Source organism: Halobellus sp. LT62 (assembly GCF_037031285.1).
Classification (GTDB): domain Archaea; phylum Halobacteriota; class Halobacteria; order Halobacteriales; family Haloferacaceae; genus Haloquadratum; species Haloquadratum salinisoli.
The window spans coordinates 41,253-60,905 of sequence record NZ_JAYEZO010000001.1 but is presented as its reverse complement, the minus strand read 5'-3'; the positions used below and the strand labels follow the sequence as shown (position 1 = coordinate 60,905).

General features: G+C 53.4%; 9 protein-coding genes, 1 tRNA gene and 1 pseudogene. 6 read left to right on the top strand and 5 right to left on the bottom strand.

The window, feature by feature from the left end; translation table 11 throughout:
- Positions 1-34: 34 nt before the first annotated feature.
- From gnd to U5919_RS00205, 5 genes and pseudogenes are all read left to right on the top strand, one after another.
- Positions 35-955: pseudogene (gene gnd, locus U5919_RS00225) on the top strand (phosphogluconate dehydrogenase (NAD(+)-dependent, decarboxylating)); the annotation flags it as partial.
- A 208-nt stretch (positions 956-1,163) separates the two neighbouring features.
- The gene (locus U5919_RS00220; RefSeq protein WP_336021526.1) at positions 1,164-1,751 is read left to right on the top strand and encodes a 2Fe-2S iron-sulfur cluster-binding protein; all 588 of its coding nucleotides are present in this window, start codon (positions 1,164-1,166) and stop codon (positions 1,749-1,751) included.
- 70 nt (positions 1,752-1,821) lie between these two features.
- Positions 1,822-1,894: transfer RNA gene (locus U5919_RS00215), tRNA-Arg, on the top strand.
- 282 nt (positions 1,895-2,176) lie between these two features.
- Positions 2,177-5,491: an Eco57I restriction-modification methylase domain-containing protein gene (locus tag U5919_RS00210; protein WP_336021525.1), complete on the top strand. Its 3,315-nt coding sequence runs from the start codon at positions 2,177-2,179 to the stop codon at positions 5,489-5,491.
- Positions 5,488-6,864: a hypothetical protein gene (locus U5919_RS00205; RefSeq protein WP_336021524.1), complete on the top strand. Its 1,377-nt coding sequence runs from the start codon at positions 5,488-5,490 to the stop codon at positions 6,862-6,864. Before U5919_RS00210 ends, U5919_RS00205 begins: the two co-directional genes overlap by 4 nt.
- A 209-nt stretch (positions 6,865-7,073) precedes the next feature.
- On the opposite strand, the gene U5919_RS00200 is transcribed toward U5919_RS00205, so the two are convergent.
- The 5 genes from U5919_RS00200 to U5919_RS00180 form a co-directional block, all read right to left on the bottom strand.
- Positions 7,074-7,928 carry a phospholipase D-like domain-containing protein gene (locus U5919_RS00200; RefSeq protein ID WP_336021523.1) on the bottom strand — a complete coding sequence of 285 codons (855 nt, stop codon included), beginning with the start codon at positions 7,926-7,928 and terminating at the stop codon, positions 7,074-7,076.
- Positions 7,929-8,028: 100 nt separating this feature from the next.
- Positions 8,029-10,080 carry a hypothetical protein gene (locus tag U5919_RS00195; RefSeq protein WP_336021522.1) on the bottom strand — a complete coding sequence of 684 codons (2,052 nt, stop codon included), beginning with the start codon at positions 10,078-10,080 and terminating at the stop codon, positions 8,029-8,031.
- Between the two features lie 28 nt (positions 10,081-10,108).
- Positions 10,109-13,843: a DEAD/DEAH box helicase family protein gene (locus tag U5919_RS00190; protein ID WP_336021521.1), complete on the bottom strand. Its 3,735-nt coding sequence runs from the start codon at positions 13,841-13,843 to the stop codon at positions 10,109-10,111.
- A gap of 47 nt (positions 13,844-13,890) precedes the next feature.
- A complete protein-coding gene (locus U5919_RS00185) occupies positions 13,891-16,110 on the bottom strand; it encodes a DrmE family protein (RefSeq protein ID WP_336021520.1) in 2,220 nt (739 codons plus the stop codon).
- Between the two features lie 55 nt (positions 16,111-16,165).
- Positions 16,166-17,176 (bottom strand): DNA cytosine methyltransferase, encoded by a 1,011-nt coding sequence (locus U5919_RS00180; RefSeq protein WP_336021519.1) that lies wholly within the window; start codon positions 17,174-17,176, stop codon positions 16,166-16,168.
- Between the two features lie 1,346 nt (positions 17,177-18,522).
- Here U5919_RS00180 and U5919_RS00175 point away from each other — a divergent pair.
- Positions 18,523-19,635, top strand: coding sequence for a tyrosine-type recombinase/integrase (locus U5919_RS00175; RefSeq protein WP_336021518.1), 1,113 nt, complete (start codon positions 18,523-18,525; stop codon positions 19,633-19,635).
- Positions 19,636-19,653: the final 18 nt, after the last annotated feature.

Here is a 19,653-nt window from a genome sequence, read left to right as displayed (position 1 = left end):
TCTCGCTGCCACAAACCACAACCACTACCACCTCGCCCGCGGAGTTCGAGGTATGCAACTGGGCGTCATCGGCCTCGGCCGGATGGGACAGATCGTCGTCGACCGCGTGGTGGACGCGGGCCACGACGTGGTAGCGTTCGACCTCGACGCGGAAGCCGTCGCGACCGCCGCCGACGCGGGCGCGACACCCGCAGAGGACCTCGATGACCTCACAGACCGACTCGGTGCCGACAAACGGATCTGGCTGATGGTGCCCGCGGGCGACGCGGTCGACGCGACGATGGACGAACTCGAACCGCACCTCGGCCCCGACGACGTCGTCGTCGACGGCGGCAACTCCCACTTCGAGGCCTCCGTGCGGCGCGCGAACGCGACCGACGCCGCCTATCTCGACTGCGGCACCTCCGGCGGCCCCGCGGGCGCGGAACTCGGCTTCTCGTTGATGATCGGCGGCCCCAAGTGGGCCTACGAGGCGATGACGCCCGTCTTCGACGCCGTCGCGACCGGCTCTGCGGGTCACGACCGGATGGGAGCGAGCGGCTCGGGCCACTACGTGAAGATGATCCACAACGGCGTCGAGTACGCGCTGATGCAGGCCTACGGCGAGGGCTTCGAGTTGCTCGCGAACGGCCGCTACGACCTCGACCTCGAATCCGTCGCGCGGACCTGGAACAACGGCGCGGTCATCCGCTCGTGGCTGCTCGAACTCTGCGAGGAGGCCTTCGCCGAGGAGGGCAACGAACTCGGCGACGTCGCCGATCACGTCGCCGGCGGCTCGACGGGGACGTGGACCGTCCAAGAGGCGCTCGAACAGGAGGTCCCGGTGCCGCTGATCTATCAGGCGCTCGCCGAGCGGTTCGGCAGCCGCGCCGAGGGGGGGCGCTTCGGCCGCCGACTCGCGAATCGCCTGCGCTATGGCTTCGGTCGCCACGAGGTCGAACGCCGCGACGAGTAGGCGGCCGTTGTCGGCCTCGTGGCGACCGGCGACGGACCACGTGCGACGAGGCTCTCTCCCCGACGACGGCCGACCGAGGACACGGGTGGGAATGGAAGGGGGCTTCCGAAGTCGTCCCGTTTCAGGCCGTAACCGTACCGCTACGAGTAACGCAGTACGGCCGCGGCAATCACAATTTCCTTAACCCCCGACTCCGTAGCCGCCGATAATGGTCGAAATCAACTTCGTGGGGCTGGGTCTCGGGGTAGCCCTCACGCTCCTCGCGGTGTCGCTGCACTACGCGCGCGGCACCGGGTGGGCACCCACCGGTGATATCTCCCAAGAGGTGCTCGAACGCCGAGCACGCACCGTCCCGGAAACGGACTTCCCCGAACCGATGAACCGCTCCATCGGTGGCGGTGGCGTCGCAGCGGGCGCGGTCACCGGCGGCGAGGAAGGTGCCGAACTCGAAGAGGGCGGCGACGCCGACGATTCGAGTCCCGCCGACATCCCCGAGGACGAAATCGAGTACTTCGACGTCGAGTTCGTCAAGCAGGGCGAGACGATCGAACTCGCGAACAACGAGACCGTCCTCGAACAGGGCGAAGAGCACGGGTGGGACCTCCCGTACGCCTGCCGTGAGGGCCAGTGCGTCTCCTGTGCGGGGCAGATCACCTCCGGCGGCAACGCCGAGGACTACGTCGTCCACGACAACCAGCAGATGCTCGACGACACCGAACTCGACGAGGGCTACACGCTGACCTGCGTCGCCTACCCCCGCGCGGACTTCACAATCGAAACCGGCGAAGCGCCCTGAGACGAGCGGTATTTGGCTTTTTCGGCCGGTTCACAATCGTTATACGATCGGCCGGTCTACGCGTGTTCGAGGGCCCGTAGCTCAGTGGACAGAGTCCCTGGTTCCGGACCAGGATGTCGCGGGTTCAAATCCCGTCGGGTCCGTTCGATTTCTGAACGGAGTAGAGTCAACAGACTGCGTAGACCCATTTATAAGCGACGTACTCATCGCGGATGTGAGTCCGTTCGACGAACGAACGCGGGTCAGTGCTGTCGTGTGATTCACCAAGATCTAAGTTGCAGTAGATATACATAAATTTTCGGCTCAAGATATCGCAGTTTTCACTTGGCTATTATCCCGGCTAAGGTATTGTTTGGAACTGTCCTTGATAGTCACGTCACGGAACCGCCGAAAGTTCAAGAGAGTAGACCATCGAAATGGTAACAATGGCCCCAACTCAAATCACTCGCTCGGATATCTTGGAGTGGAACTCTCTAGAGGCAATCTCGCAGTCGTTCGTTAAGAGGGGACTTGAGATCGAAGAGGATTCTCCCCAGAACAGCATCTCACTCCGTTTTAATGATGAAACTGAATTCTTGTTAGTATCGATAGAGAAAGATGAAGGGAAGGCTGAAATCGCAGAAATATTGGAAGAGAGTTCCGGAAAGTATCCGAATATACTGGTAGCAAACGCTGGGTATAGAAGGTTTGATATTTTCTCAAGAAGCGATGCTGCCCCCACATATGGACAGTTGAATTTTGATCATTTCGGCTTCGATATGCAGGAAGTTGCTGAGGAAGGAACTGGCTCACGAACGTTGATCGAGCGGCTTAATCGAATTGAAGGATACGATGGCGAGTCTCTCAATCGGATCTATTCTGATTTGGACGTGGTTGAGGAATTCACAAAAGAATATCAATCCGTTATAGAAGAGTTCACAAGCCAAATCTCTGTCCCTGGAACTCTTGATCTAGACTCTCGGCGTCATTATGCGCAACGCTCGCTTAACCGGGTTATATACTTGTATCTCCTCCAGCAAATGGGGGTTCTTGACGAAAAACATCTTGAGGACAAACATGGACAAATATCGTACTCGGGACGAAATGTCTTTGATGAGTTCTATTCGCCGTTGTTCCGTGGTGAATTACCCTCTGATACGACTCCGTCAGTAGAACCCTTCCTTGATAATTTCCTCTTCGAGAAGGGGCCAATCGAGGAGGAACATCCACAAATCCGTCCGGCTGCTTCTACTAAAAAAGTAAACGAGCTATTTGAGAATGTTCTTACGTTCCTTGATGAATGGGACTGGCACATCGCTAGGGAGTATAATCTCAGACGCACTACGTGGATAACGCCCCGGGTCATTGGCTATGCTTTGGAGCGGTATATCAATAAGCAAGGAAGTGGCACATACCACACACCAGAGCGTCTTGCTCAGTTTGTAGTGCAAGAATCGGTTGAAAAGAATCTCCTTACAAAATTCAATATCACAATCAATGGCGAATATGACTCGATAGAGCAGGTATTCGAAGAAGGAACCACAGAACAAATCGAATATTTGTACTTTGATGTTTTATCGGACTTTCATATTGTCGATCCTGCAGTTGGAAGCGGTTCGTTCGTTGAACGAGGGCTTGATTTGCTCTCGGATATTTACATAGAGTGTTTTGACATACTCGAATCAGGTGATTCCTCTAGAACTGACGAACTCCCGGACTATCAATCCAATATTGATAGAATTCTTTTGGCAAAAGAGGTAGCAACCCGCCGGAATCTACACGGCGTAGATCTGAACCCAGTGGCTAAGGAACTAACCCAGTTTCGACTCAACCTTTCGCTTTTATCAGCTGTCACTGATCAGGAACAACTTCAATCACGCTCTCTACAACTCCAGTCTGAGCTTAATTTCTGGAGGGGGAACAGTCTAATTGGGTTTGTAGATCCAGGAGAGGCTGTCACGGAGGATTTTCAGACGCGGCTAACTACAGATCATCAGAATTATGCTAATCTTCGTCAGTCACTGGCAGATTATCGTGAAGGAGTGTCAACCGATTCGAGTCAGATCACACGAATAGAATCGATGTTATCTGAGTTAGAAGGGAGCGTTGATCAGGACTTCCAGAACCAGCTTTCTGAAATGGTCTCCCAGGAATTCTCAGACGAAGATATGCAGGATACGTTTCACCCTTTCCACTGGTACCTTGTCTTCCCCGACATCATCGCAGGAGGTGGGTTCGATGTAGTAGTCAGCAATCCACCTTGGTTAGACCTCAGAGAAACAATTAGCGGGTCTTCTACCGGTACTGGTGGTACGACAGAAATCGAACACCAACAGGAATATTTCCATAAGAGTGGATCGTATCAGCTTCAGGGAAACCAATCCAAGAATTTGAGTTCCCTGTTCATAGAAAGAGCACAAGCAATTGTAGATGACGAAGGTGTCGTCTCGATGTTAATCCCAGATGAGATATTCTCTGGCACAAATCACACCACTCTGCGTGATTATCTTCTCAGGAATACAAAGGTTGATTACGCTATTGGGTTCGAAAATCATGGTATTTTTCCAGATCTCCATCGGCAGCTTCGGTTTGGTCTCCTCCAATTTCAAAGTTCAGAGGAAACAGGTGTAATCAAGACGAAATTCCGTCAGACAACTTTAGATATCCTCGATTCACCCTCTGATTCACTTCTGGAGATCTCTCCTGAGACAATCAGAGAATACTCTCCAAATCGGTTCTCTTTCCCGGCGGTAGAAAGGGAAAATGACCTTCAGAGCCTGCGAAAGATCGTCCAGCATAGATCTTTATCAGATGACTTGGGCTGGGATATTGAAACGTTTAGAGGGCTGAATCAAGCACGAGAAGCGGAGTATCTGTTTGAAAAAGAAGAGTATGGATCTTACCCAATCTACGGTGGCCGAAATATCTATCAATTCGTCCACGACCGCACCTTCTTCGATTTAGACGGCCCTTCATACTGGGGCGTTAGTGAAGATGAGGATAAACCAAGTGCTAAGACGCGAATACGAGAACGCGAGCTCCGCGAACTAGAGAGGCGATTTGCTGACGTTATAGTTGACTCTCCGGAGGTATCCTTTGGGGATGGTACGACACTTGATCAAAACGAGGTTCCGATGCCGTTTGATGAATATCGTATTGCTTACCGTGATGTTGCCAGTTCACACAATGAGCGGACCGTTATCGCGTCGGTAATTCCTCCGGATGTCGTGTGTCTAAATACATTACATACGATCCATCCGTATGACTGGCGTCGCCAAGAGCATCAGATAGGTACCACGACACCAGACAGCCTCTTCAGGTCGACGTACCACCCCAAGGAGCTCTTTTGTCTTCTGGGTTTTCTAAACAGTATTCCATTCGATTACCTGATACGAACAAAAGTAGAAACCCATCTCTCTGACTACCTCATTAAGGAATCCCAAGTACCTCGACTAACGAATAATACTCCTTGGTTTGACCTCATTTGGGAATCCGCTGCTCAGCTCAATTGTTATGGTGACTCCTTTGCCTCGCTTAGGGACGATCTCAATATCACTCCCCTATATGATGAGGCTGAGCGAAGAACCACACAGGCTATAATCGACGCTTCCGTCTTCCGAGCCTATGGATTCAAAGATAGTGATATTGTTAGGTCCGTCATAGATTCGTTCCAAATGGTGCGGTCCCCTCGTGTTATGGATGACAGATATATGGATGAAGTTCTCGATCAATTTGAGGGCTTAGGGAGGAGAGAACTATGAGCGGAAACGGGCTCACCGTAAACGAGTGTGTTGAGCGGGCAATTCTACAACTTCCAGAGGGTGATGAACCAGTCGTCAGTGATGGAACCGACGAATATGCACTTCTTCTTCGCCGACTTTGTTCTGAGGTTCGGAAATGGGAGCAGGTTGACGAACAGCTTGAAGAAGAACACTTGGAACTTCTTATTCACCAATCATTGAATGAAGCAAATCAGGATAATGAGAATGTCACTGGCGCATTTCAGAAAGAACTACGAACTACACTTTCTTCCACTCCAACGAGACGGTTCCGAATTGTGTTCCCTCTCAACATTCGAGAGAGAGGGAATGAAACCGCACCACGGACTATCAGTGCTAACACAACAACAATCCGAAAGCTCGAGGAGGATCAGTGGGATGAGCTAAATGAAGAAGCGAAGAACCCCTCGGAGACAATCAATAATAACCAATCTTACAATGAATTTATTCAGGATTCTTCAGAGAGACTTATTTCCAGCCGCCACAATGTTTTCTATGAGTTCGAAACTAAAGCTCGCGACAGTAAGATTGCGATCTCTTTGCTGAGCCAGGACCTAGACATCATTCTCGGGAAGCTCAATTTCACTGCAATAGACTCGAGTTTGGATCAGACCGCGTTAGAAGAGCTTCGTTCCTTGGATCGGACGTTACCTGAAGCGTTTGTACGGCCCGGCGTTTATCTTGTGATGGAGGAAGGCGAGTATTACGACTATCATATCGGCGCACGCTACGAATCATACAGTGGACTCCGCTTACCACGAGGTTTTGGGTCTGATTTTGACTCTCTACGGCAGTTCCCTATGGAAGCAGCCACTGAAGAGGTCGATTCCAATATTGCAGATGCGTTTAGGGCTCTCCAATCAGGGCTGACAGCAACAACTAATGAGAATGCATTTCTCTATTATTGGCGCGGCCTCGAAGAGATTACCCTCCATAACCGTGGAGCGAAATCTAAGGAAGCATTAGAGCGGACTCTCCCCTTAGTTTATGATGAGTTCGATCTCGAAATACTCGAATCAATAACGGAAGACCTGGCCGAAAAAAGGAATGAAATCGTTCACTCTGGAATTGAGTCCCCAGTGTATGTTCGTGATGTGAACCTGCTGCGACAATTGCTATTCTTATCCATCGAGAGGATGCTCTCACTGCGTAGAGGCAAATACAGTCGGAGGGAAATTCTAGGTGTTCTGAAACGCGGTCTCAATGACAAAGGTCAACTTAAAATGGCTGAAAAGGGCGTGAAAGAAGAAAGGGCGGAAAAGGATAGTATTCTTGAAGAAATTGAAGGAGCTCGACGTTGGAAAAAAGAGAGGTATCCTACCGGACCAGTAGAGAAGGCCCAGCAAACTAATTAGACGAACTACATACTGGTGATGGGACAGCTAACACGGTCACGCTATCGGATTTATAAGGAAACTCCGCGACCACCGGTTTCGACCAATTATATCGAGCTGAATCATCCGTTCGGGGTCCGCTGACTCGGTACCCTTGTCCTCTTCGACTCCAAGGCTACTACTTCAGTGGTATCAACAATCACCTATGCAAGAGCGAGGATAGAAACTGCTCACAACCGATTAAATTGGCTCCTTCTGAGGGAAACTTCGTGAAGGTACTCCGACGCGCGAAGAGCTTCAACCAGTTCCGTGAGTCGGGGGGCGGTCTCATCACGGAATATCACTCCTAGCTCCAGATTTCCCCCGAGACCCTTATGAGTCAGGTTTGCTGTACCTAGATATGCCCTGACGCCATCTGCAATAACGACCTTCGCATGGAACGTAGTCCATGTGGAGTCATCGATGTACTCGTAAGTTGTTACTTGAGGAGCGAGACGGTCATCGTTTAGTACGGCACGGACGAATTCGCGGTTATAGTCCTCGTCGCCGTAGGTGAGGTACCGCGTGATGAGCGTGATATCCGCCCCGTTGTCAGCCGCCGTGACGAGGGCGGGGCGGAGACGGTTATACGCGTCTTCGCTAAGGAAGGGACTCATCAACACGAGGGTATCCTCGGCAGAACGAATGAGTTCAAGTATGTTGCCGTGAAGGGCTTCGAACATCCAAGCATCGAGTGCGTCGTCATCAGGGATTGTGGCGACAATAGTGTTCTCAGGCTCGGGGGCCTGTGCGGCCAGCAGTCGTGCCCCGGTGAAGGCCGAACGTAGAGCGGGCTCGTTTATATGATCCTTTGTGACGATATTTTCCACAGCGAGTTGGTAGACAATATTCTCAGACTCGGTCGTTGAGAGATTGCAGTGGGTGGTGTCTTGGAGCGACTCGGGCGTCACGTCGCCGTCGCCGTGGTAGAGGTATTCGAGGCTTGCTCGCACGCTGTCAAGATGTGCCGGGGAGACGGACTGATTAATTATTCTGGCCGTTTCGAGCAGTGCGTCAGCATCGGGATCGAGGTGATTTGTGGGCATATGTAGTAATGAGATACAGAGATTCAATAGTCACTGACGGTAAATACCGGTGGATCGGTGAAAGTAGAGATCATCTCTTCTCCCTCGCTGGCGGAGAGAGCTATGCGCCTCCGTTGAGCGAGATGTCTTTGTATCCCGTCAGATCACGCCCATCGAAGTTTCCGCCGTAGAACGTGCCGCGACCTAGGTTGTGGTTTGCGTTCTCGGTACTGATGGCGGCGAGGTACAAGCAGTCCTCGCAGGCCCCATTTTCATCGTGTAGGCACACTGGGTCATATGAGCAGTCGTACAGTTCGTCGAGGTGTTCACTGAAATCGTCGAACTGCTCCTCGAATAGCGTCCACAGTGAGCCGAGCGCGAAGTCAGTGTCGGGGCGTTTGTAGACGATGAAGCTCATCGTGCGGGGCATCAGGTGTTCCACGAGAGACTCGCGCTGGTGCCCTGCTAGTGCCCCCATTCCGTTGATGAACAGGTGCGCCGTGGTGTTCAGAAGCGTGTAGCAGTGACGGGTAACACACTCAGACGTGCCAGCCGGGGCATCGTCGTGGAGCGCTTCGTAGCGTCCCGGAGGGTTGATATTGGCAATGAACCAGCGTCGCATCGCCTCCTCATCATCGGTGTCGGGCATCGTGACAGTTGCGGAGAGTCCGCTGGGAGCGTCGAACAGGTCGTTCTCGTCGAGCCACACAAGCACCTTTTCGAGGTCGAACTGGACGAGTACCGCCTCAGCGTCGTTCGTCTGGGCGAATATTTGAGGTGCGGAGTAGTCTCCCGTACGGAACAGGTTCAGTTCGACAGGACGTTCGTTCTTGTCTCCATCGCTACCATCCTCTCCACTCTCGTCACTGTTCTCTCCACGTCGGCCCTCCTCCTCGGTGTCGCCCCCGGCTGGATTCCGGTTCTCACCGGGTGGATTCGGAGCAGTGCGTGTATACCCGTATGTGGCAGCAGTAATAGGAAAGTCCTTGATGAGTCGCACCTCCGCGAAGTTCAGTTCTTCGCGGACTTGGTTGTACTTGCGTACCTTCGGGAGCGAGAGATGGGTTTCGTTAGCGTCGTTATCCACCATCTCCTGATACGAGACAGATTCGATGCCGCTAGCAGGTGCATACTCGGGACTGACGACGCTCAGGAACTCATACAATTCCTCTGCAAGACTCGTTCGAGGCTCGTCGTCGAAGGTAGTTTGAAGCCAGTCTTCTGTCTCTTCGCGGTGTTCCTGTACATCTATCATAAGACGGGATTTCGCCTTCTCTATTGCTTCTTGGGCCTCTTCCTCATCTGCACTCAGCAGGGCCGCGCCACCCCCCAAGATGTCGTTCGCAACCTGTCGCTTCTCATGTTCAGACGGTTCAGCGTCCTCGTCACCGAGGAGGTAGTCGGAGACGATACGGGCCTGATAGTGTTCACTGGAGTGGAGATCGTCAAGTTGCGGCTGGACGTTTATCAGGTTCTTGACCTGAGGGTAGAACGCGCTACTGGAGGTGTGGTTCATTACCTCCATATCTTGGTTATCGCAGTCACCGTTCGGGCAATAAACAGGCGTTGCGTAGAACGACTTGGTGGCACATAAGCTGGGATTGACGGCACACTGCCAGTGCCACGAGCCCATCTGGGTCGTAGGGCGGTTGAACTGCATCCCCGCGCCACAGCACTCTGGGACGTTGAGTTCGTCTATCGCACCGCACTCGCAGACAGCGACGAACGGCAACTGATCGCGGTCTGAGAGCTGTTCACCGCAGTTCGGATTCTGGCAGACCGCAAGCCCCCTAGCGTCGTTGGCTTCACTAGCCATCGCGTCCATATCATCGCGTGAGTACTTTGTGACTGATCCGCAGTCATCGCACTCAAATGTGAGCGGGTAGACGAGGTAGTTCGCCCACCCGGGCTTCACAAGCTCCGTGTTCGCGTACGTGAGGTCGTCGCGGATTGACTCGGCGTTGGGCCACTTCGAGACGTGGCGGTGGATACGACTGATGAGATAGCTCTTCGGTAGGTCAAGCTCCACTTTCTGCCCGTATTCGTTGAGTTCGGGCGATAACCCTGCGATGCGTCCGCTGAGGTTGTTATGCGCGTGGTTGAAGGTATTCCACGGCAGGTAGTCATAAATGAACTTCGACTGGGACCGTTCCATCGTCTTGTTGTCGGACATCCTATTGTATTTCCTTAATGAGTCAAATTCAGGCGCGGGTGAGAGCCTCGATGAATTCCTCGTGATAGTCGTTGTTGGTGATTTTTGCACTCTTCCCGATGTCGCGGAGACTTATCATCGGTCCCTCATCACCGGGGAACTCCGGTGTGTCCATCTCGGTGTCGAGCTTATTGTTCCACTCGCGCCAGATTCGATCGAGACGGCTGGGCTGGCCCGCGTGCCCTTCGATGACCTGCTCGCGGAAGTACTGGTTTGTGTATAGCCCTGAGTTGCCGTCCGCGTCCACGGGCATATAGTCGATATACGTCGGTTTATCCCGCAGGACATAGGCATCTGTGAGCAGCTCAGCTAGAGCGTTCTTCGTGAGTTCGGGGAAGTCCGCGTCGTTGTTCATCATTTCGTAGAGATGGTTCGCGGATTGAACGTTCGCCCGCTTTGTCTTCCCGTTGGCTGTGATAGTGATGGGATCGCCGCTAGCGTCCGTCTTCCGGTACATCAGCGGGCGGTAGTACTGGATAAGGATGGCCATCAGGATACCGGGGAACGTCTTTTCGACGGCGAACTTCGCCCAGCGGTCGATAGGCACCGGCTCCACGGTACGCGACAAGTACTCGTGGAGCTTCTCGAAGTACTTGTAGCGGTGGCGGTCACGCTTGTCGAACGGGCGGAACACGTCCAGCACATGGCCAGGGACCCCCTCTTGCCGCCCGACGCGCGAGGACGCTTGGATGTACTGGAATGTCTGGCTCGGGTAGCCGAAGAACAGCATAAAGTTGAAGCGGTCAACGTCGATGCCGTGGCCGACGAACGACGTGGCGGGGACCGTGTCGATGCGCTCATCAAACGAGTAGTCCGCAAACTCGCCCTCACGTTCTAGACGCGGGAGCGTGTCGTCATCACGGGTATCCGCCGTTAACTGCCGAGCTTCCAGCGGTGGCGTGTACCCATCCTCACGCATCTCGTCGTTGATCTGCTTGCGGATGTTCTTCCGATAGGTGTCCTTCTCGCGCTTGTTTGTGAAGTACACCAGTGAGGTCTCGTAGGCGTCCAACACGCTCGCGACCGTATCGTCAAGATCGTTGATGTCCGTCGGATCGAGACCAGCGTGCAACGCCACCATCTCCGGCTGTTCGTCGTAGTAGTCACGGATGACCTCGTGGTAGATCTTCACGAGGTCTAGCACTGCGTACAGGTGGGTGCGGTTGTTTGGTGTAAGTCCGTGGTACTCCCGCTCAACATCACTCTCGGAAAGTTCGCCGTAGAACGTTTCCCCGAGATCGGGCCCCTCCTCGGGGAATCGCGTCGCCTCCACCTGGAACAGATTGCGAATCTGCCGCTCGTACTCCGCGATGGTCGCTGTCGAGGTCAGGACTTTCGGCGTTACGTCGTACAGCTTCTCGCACAGTGAGAGGTACATCGTCTCGTAGTGGCTGGCGAACGCGCCAAGTTCCTCATTGAGCAGGTGAACCTCGTCCACGAGGTGGAGCGTCGGCACAGGGTCGAAGTATTCCACCTCGTCGCGGCGGTTATGGTCGCGGACGCCTGGATCGATGTCGATGAACTCCTCAGAGTCGTTTTCGTAATCGCAGAGATGGTTCTCAGGACAACGCCCGGAGTATCCAATGCCGTGGGCGGGGCACTCCGTGGTGAAGTTGCCGAGTAGATTGGCGAACAGCGGCTGCATTCCCATTACCGCGATTTTGTCGAGCGATCCCAGCAGGATGCTCGGCGTGTAGCGGTAAATGTCGTGGTCGGTGACGTATATAGGAAGGCGGCCCACGCAGTCCTCGCTATCGGGAAGGGAACTCTCGGTACAGTAGTGGTAGACGCTGTTGGCCGTCTCGTCGTAGCGAACGTTCACGTTGCTCCCGCAGAGCGGGCACTCATCGAGATGCTTACAGTCCTCTTCGAGCTTCTCTTGGCTCGCGCGGTAGTCCTCGTCGAGGTCGTTGTTTTTCCCGATGTCGTTCGGAGAGTCGCGCGACCCGACGAAGTACCCAAGAGAGAACGGCTTTCCCTTGGCATCGAGGCCGCCATCGTCCTCAGGAGCACGACGGATTGCGTCGGCCTCCAGCATCGCCTCCATAAACCGCTGTTTCTGCTGGCGGGAGAGCAGGCGAAGCGGGAAGCGAATCCACGCGGTGACGCCATTTTCTTTCCCGCGCATCCGGTCGAAGAACAGGTTGAACAACACGAGGCCAAGGTATGCCTCGGTCTTGCCGCCGCCGGTAGGGAACCATAGCACCTCGGCCATATCATCGTACTGTGTCTCGTAACGCTCGAAACGTGGGTCGGGGTCGCGAGTGACGATGCTAGGGAGGTTTGAGACGATGAATACCAGTTGGAAGAGTCTCCACGAGTCGAAGTCATCAGCCTTCTCGTTATGGACGGTATTGTTGACGCGATTCATCATCTGAAACGCTCGGCGCACGTCCTCCTCATTGCGGAGCAGTTCGACACCCGCGTTAAACCGCGACATCTCTTCCTCGAAGTTATCGGCGGCGGCGACAAACTCGTCCATCTCGTCGGATTCCGCTCCGTACTCGCGCTCGAACTCTGCTTTCTTCGAACCACGCCACTCCCCCAGATAGTTGTCCATTCCCGAGGAGATATCTTCCAGCACTTCGATCGTGGTGACGCTAGAGCTGTCGCCAGCGAGTGCTTTGAATCGCGTATCGTGGTCGGTGTTGAACTCGAACTCGAAGACTGGCGCGCTCGGTGTGGCAGTGGTGCTGACGCGGAACCGTTGGGCATCCTCATCAAGCGCATCCACGGTCGTCGAGCAGTTGTGGCCCTTCGCCCAGATGAACTGGTCAAATCGGTAGTCGTCGGGGCCGAGGTTGAATTCGTACTTCTTGAGCGTCGCCTCTGTCGCGATTTTGGGGTTGAAGATATGCGGCTCATCTGCACCTGCCTCCTCTTCTTCCGCGCCGACAGGTTCATTCATTAACCGTAGGGCGACCTCATCGCCCCGATGCTCGATACCGAACGAGACGGCCCATCGGAAGTCGTCCGACGACACAGGGTTGAACGAATCGATGACTGTCTGGAACTCGTCCTCGTCGAGATCGTGGAGGTCGAGGGAGGAGTTCTCCCAATCCTCGGGGTCGACGGTATCCCGGGTAGCGAAAACGTCCTCGGTCGCTGCGTTTAGTGCCGTATCGACTTCGTCTCGAATGAGGCCCGTAATGCGTTCACGTTCATCAGCGGGTTGCGAGAGGTCGAGCGTCGTAGAGATCCGAATGTCAACGCGACGGTGAAAATCCTCATCGAGGCGGTAGAGGTCCTCTGTATCGATGTCTGTGTCATCTACGTCTTCAGGGGCTTCGTCGGTGTCAGCTTCTTGGAGCTTGGCGGCGCGTCGCGACCGGGAAACGATAGTCTGATACTCCTCGAAAGTGGGGTAGCTCGGGTAGTAGAGGTCGAACTCGATGTCGAGGGGATCGAGCATCGCCTCGTCGTTTGCGGGGCGGAAGTCCATCGTGAGGGCACTGGGCTTGATTTGCGAGACGAACTCCTCGGTATCGGTTACGCCGTGTGTGGGCGCGAGGTTCGAGACGTAGTACTTGCGTTTGGGTTCCTCAGAGACGCAATACGGCTGGTGTCGGCCTCGGGCCCGCGTGAGAGCGTCGTTCAGAATCGATGCGCCGATGGCATCATATGGGGTTGGGTCCGTCCGGTTTTGATTCCCCGATGACATTGGGAAATCGTTACTTTTGAGATGTCGCCCTACCTTCCTGGTTGGTTCCGTACTATCGTTCATTTGGGTACATTCTCCTTGGATCTCGTGGTGTTACAGCGGATGATTTCCTATTCATTAGCGGATGCCTCTATATTCGTAATTGTCTGGCGGTCTATATTCCGAGCAATATTTTTCACCATCTGCTCGTTGACATCACTGCCGAACGAGGAGGTTGTAGACGGATTATATTCTGCTTCCACAGCTCGCCGTACGTTCCGACCAATACGTCGGTGGAGTAGTCTGAGGTGCTTCATTGCTTTCCACACCTGCTCGTGGATTTGTTCGAGTAACGCGCCCTCTAAATCGGGACGAGCAAGGTGTAGGACTCGACGACAGTCGCCCTCGTCAAGCGGCCCCATATACCGCCCTTCGGACCACGCACGCACCGAGTGCCAACTTTCGATGTCGGACCCTCGTTCCTGGAGTTCATCGACTACATCCTCGTAGGACAGCCCCTCACGCTCCATCGCGTTATTCAGTGCCCGCCGCCAGTTGGCAACGAGTTCCTCGTCTTCACGAACAGCATCCCGTTTATGAGCAGAGTCCAGTAGTACGTCGTAGAGGTCGCCTGCCACGCTCTCGATGAGGAGTATCTCCTCACCTATATCGACCTTCTTGGCTGTCTTGCGCGATATCTTCGCCTCTTCTGGATCGTAAATGGTGACGATACTTTCTTCTGAGAATCGCCTTGAGGACCCATCAGTCAGCTCGAATATGAGTTCTTCACCGTCCGAAGCTGCTTCCTCGGATTCTTCCAAAGAGGACCCATCCGATCCGCCGAAATCTACTCCCCTCAGATAACCTTCTATATCGCTTTCCAACGTATCGATGTCGAAAACGTGGTCTTCAACGTCACCGACTGCACCTCCTTCACCGATGCTTTGGGTCTTATGAGTAGCGGTGATTTTTTTGGTGGCCTCCTGTGCGGCGGACTGCACATAGTTCGACCAGAGAGCCTGATAGATGAACGCTACCTGCTCCGAGGGCGGGAACTCGAACACGTAGTCATCGCGGTAGGGTGGATACAGGAACACATACCGGGTGTCAGGCATCGGAGTCACCTTGCCCCGTTCGATGATTTCGACGTTTTCTGGGATGGTATAGCCAGAGTCAGTAGCCGCCAATCTGAGAGCCTCCTTTGCTGGGGTGTTTTTGACGACGAAGCGTGAGTGCCCCTCGTCATCGCCCGCCCGTTGGATGGCGTCAAGGACAGTATTTTGTAACGCGTGTCGCCCGTTCAGGTATCCCTGTACCTCGTTAGCCTTCCGTGCGTAGTTGTTCAGAAGATTGCTCCCTCTCTCCACGTTCCCTGCGCGTCGCTCGAGACGCTCGATATATCCAGGTACGTCATCGTAGAACGCGTTGGACCCAACACTGCGTGACCAGTACTTAGGTTTGAATGGTTGTTTCAGCAGCCGGTTGAACACTCTGCCAACATCCACGTATGCGAGATCCCTCTTCTGGCACTTTTTTTTGAGTCCGATGAACTCGGGAATGTGATCACCAAGCCCCTCATCAGTCACCGGGAACTGAAGCACTTCGAGTCGTCCGCTCGATAGGATTCGTTCCTGTACGGTTAGCGAACTTTCCCCTTCGGCAGGGTCAGTCGTCGCCGCGTTCGCGAGCATTTCACCTGTCACGCGGATGGGCTCAGAACCTAACCGCTCTTGGGTGAGTTCGGCAGCTGGATTCATCTCCTCGGTATAGAATATCGCCGGTATATCGGGATTGGACTCGCAGAACTCCTCAATGTTGTCGAATCGCCGTTCGCTCCATTCTGGCTTCCGCAGGTCTATGAACAGCGCACCGAGCGGCACGTCGTGGTTCTCGATGTCGAAAACGAAGTTGTCCTTGGCTGTGTACACGTGCCACGATGCCGATTGTTCGGAGAGACTTCCGATTGATTCTCGGGGGATGAGTGGAGTCTTGTTGTCCTCTGCGGATACCGTGGTCTGAAAATGGAACTTATCAATCTCACTAAGATACCCACGTGACGATGCAGGGAACACCAGCATCGGCAGTTCCTCATTGCCGGGGATACGCGGATTTTGAGAATACGCGTACGAAGCTATGATAGCTACAGGAAGTGAGGTCGTCGGAAACGGGTTATGGATGAGGAGTGATTCCCTTCTATCGACTGCGCGAAGGGCCTTTTCAACGATGGCACACTCCGTCGTTCCAAGATGAAAGGCGGTTCCGTCGTTTTGAATTGTGCCCTGAAGAAATCCCCCCATAAAGACCCGTTGCCGAAAGGAATCGGCATATGATGTAATATCACTGACCCCCATATGACAGCGGTCATCGTTTGGGGACGAGATATATAAATTGTCGGCTAAACTGAATCTAATCGGAGACCGCTCCGTCAGCAAGTGACTGCTCTCTAGACTGTGTAGTTGGTGTGCCTAGTTCGATTGCAATCGCTTTTGCGACCTCACGGATGGCTGGGACTGGAACGGTGTTGCCGGTTAATTTCCGTGCCCTCGATTGGTTTCCACCATCCATCTCGAACCATTCCGGGAATCCTTGTAGTCGCAACAGTTCGCGAACAGTGGGGTGGCGCTGACCGTTGATAAGTATATAATTCCAGGAGGAAGACGCCCTAAGGGCGCTGGAGTAGGGACGAGGCTTAATTTGTCCAGCACGGTTCTCGTGCCAGACCGATGGCTCCGGCACTTCCGAAGGGTTCTCTATGGAGTTATAGCGGTCAGTGATTATTTTGTCACTTGCCTTGTACTTCTCATTCGGATCGTCTTCTAACAATTTAGCGAGAGCTTGTCGCTGCTCCTTTTCTGACTCCAGTGCATTAGCGCTCTCCTTCGGTATCTCGAACGCGTCCTCTTGCGGCGCAAGATCGTCTCGAAAGCCGACGATAATAAGTCTCTCTCGGTGTTGGGGGACTCCGAAATCGAGTGCGTTGAGTACCTCACTAAACACTGAATATCCCGCGCTTTCGAGCTCATCAACAACGGTTTCGTAAGCCTCTCCGTCGTTCACAAATCTAAGGTTTTTGACATTTTCAAGCATAAATGCCTTTGGTTGCTTGATGTTCAATATATCGGATATTTCATAGAATAGCATACCTCTCTCGTCTTTCAGTCCATCTTTCTTGCCGAATCGACTGAAAGAGGGACAAGGCCAGCACGCAAGTAAAATATCGTGGTTGGGAATTTCGTCCTCAATATGGTTGATATTACGAATATCTGTTTCAGTTGGGGCCTCCCCCCAGTTTCGTTCATACACTTCACGGGCATCTTCATCAATCTCGCAGGAATACACGCAGTCCCCACACGGCTCGAAGGCGATTCGTGTACCGCCTATTCCTGCGAAGAGATCAATAAAACGATATTTTCTCATAATTGAACTCCAGCATTCCGGCACTCAATTAATAGTTTGCACACACATCATCTTTATAAATATTCCCGGTTTGTCTCATCGGTTTTGGTTGGGGGTCTTCCAGTCGCGGAAACAAGAGTCGCAGTGCTATTTCATTAGGACTCTCTGCCGCTCGTCATAACTAAGAATCTCGTACATAGGTTACGGAGTAGTATCGCCTCGCAATCTCCTTTGACAACCAAGCGAATTGAGACGCCTGAATCCTACCGCGGACTGTCGTGACCGAGAGATATCCAGAGTCGATCTAAAACAGGTATCGATTCTTGGAGGACGCAGCATCAGGATAAGAATAAGACCCCGATTGAAGTCGAAAAGGTTCAAGATGGAAAGAAAACGGTACTAAAACAAGCTTTACGGAATCGCCAGTAACAGGCTGTTACACGTCAGATTCTCAGTCAATCGTTCGAGTTCAGGGGCCGATACTTGCTTTCTGAGATCTGTCTGTAACAGCCCGTTACCCGCTGATTTAGTGACGTGTCAGCACTGTATACCCTGATATCTTAGTATGCTTCAATTTTCGATAGAGTCATTCCAACAAATCACAGGAACCGAGAGGTCCGGTATTCTCAGGGTAACACATTCGAATAGGCCGTTTTCCTGAATACATCAGTTCCAGATATGCCGTTCGACGACCCCGTCGCCTTTCGAATCTCGTAGGTCACGTATTGGCGTAATCTCTAGTCCCCATAGTTGAGCACATCTTCCGGTCGTAAGGTGACAACAAAATCCCGTCTCGAATTTGAGTAGCCACGTGGATGAGTACAGCAAGCGTGTGATTTCACGAGATTGAGAACTACAATACCAACCTAACCAAACAAACGCACCTTAGAATTGGCAAATAATTTCGGCAATTCAATCCTTAATTAGTAGTCCAGTTGGGAATTGGATTATTTTTCTCGTCTACCTGCGCACGACATCTGTTCAAGAGGTATCTGGGTGGAAATTAGAGCCATCAAGGATCGTGAATCCGGAAAGGGAGTCGATATTTGATGAACATTAGTAATTAATTGGTGATTCCACCAATTCTCCGAAGTTGGTACCAACCCCCAATTAATTGGACAGTATATATACCCGGTTCACAACCGCCTTGTCGATGAGGTCCCGTAAATCGAAGGCATTCGCGACGCGGCTTCCCCCACACGACGCACAGCGTCTCGAACTGATAGTCGAGAAAACCGGAGAGACAGATTCCTCTGTCGTTCGACGTGCTATTCGGTACTACTTAGACGAAAACCCGGACGAAATTCCGGAGCTCTATCCGGCAGACTCGGGCGCACGATTCCTCGAAGAAATGCTGGAGGATCACCGTGCATAACGAAACGCCGACCGTCGTTCAGGAAGACGCGGAGAAGGTTCTCCGGGAACTACTCGATCAAGCCGACGAAGAGCGGGAGTCTATTGCGCCTGAACGAGCCAAGGACCTGTATCTCGACGATAAAAAGCGTGAACACCGGGACTCAACCGTGACGGCCCATCGCTCCCGACTGGGCTTCTTCGTCGAGTGGTGCGAGGAGCAGGGCATCGACGATATGACCGACCTCACGGCACGCGATCTTCACGAATATCGCGTGTGGCGTCGAGAGGAGATTAACGTCGTCAGTGAGAAGACCCAGATGGATACGCTTCGGACGTTCGTCAGGTGGTGCGAAACTATCGATGCCGTCCAGTCTGGGCTCTGGAAAAAGGTCAAGTCACCGGCTATCCCAGAAGGAGAAGACGCAGACGAGACGGTCATCCACATCGACCGCGCTCGGGAAGTTCTCAACTACCTTGAGAAGTACGAGTACGCCACGACGGAGCACATAACCTGGCTCGTACTGGTAGAAACGGGTATTCGAATGGGTGCCCTCCGAGCGCTCGATATCGAAGACTATCACTCCGAGGCGGAGAAACCTCACTTCGGTATCGTCCATCGGCCGAATACGTATACCCCAATAAAGAACGGCGTCAGCGGAGAGCGCCGAGTAGGACTGTCCTCATCGGCCTGTGAGGTGCTCGACGACTACCTCGCCGACCAACGCCCAGATGTGACGGACGAGTCGAACCGAGAGCCGCTACTTGCGACAAGCTATGGGCGGATCAGTAAGTCAACAATCCGGACGTATATCTACAAGTGGTCACGGCCTTGCGTGATCGGTTCCGATTGTCCTCACGGCCGCGACCCGACAGACTGCGAGGCAGCGAACAACATCGACCAAGCCCCAGGGTGCCCATCCAGCGTTACGCCGCATCCGATTCGCCGCGGCTACATCACGCACTTGCTACAGTCCGGTGTCCCAGTTGAAGTCGTCAGCGACCGCTGTAACGTATCGCCGGCTATCATCGACCAACACTACGACGTCCGGAGCGAGGAGGACAAGATGCACCAGCGGCAGGAAATTCTCGGCGAAGTATTCGACGAGGCGGCATCGTTCGACTGATGGAAAAAGACCGAATCT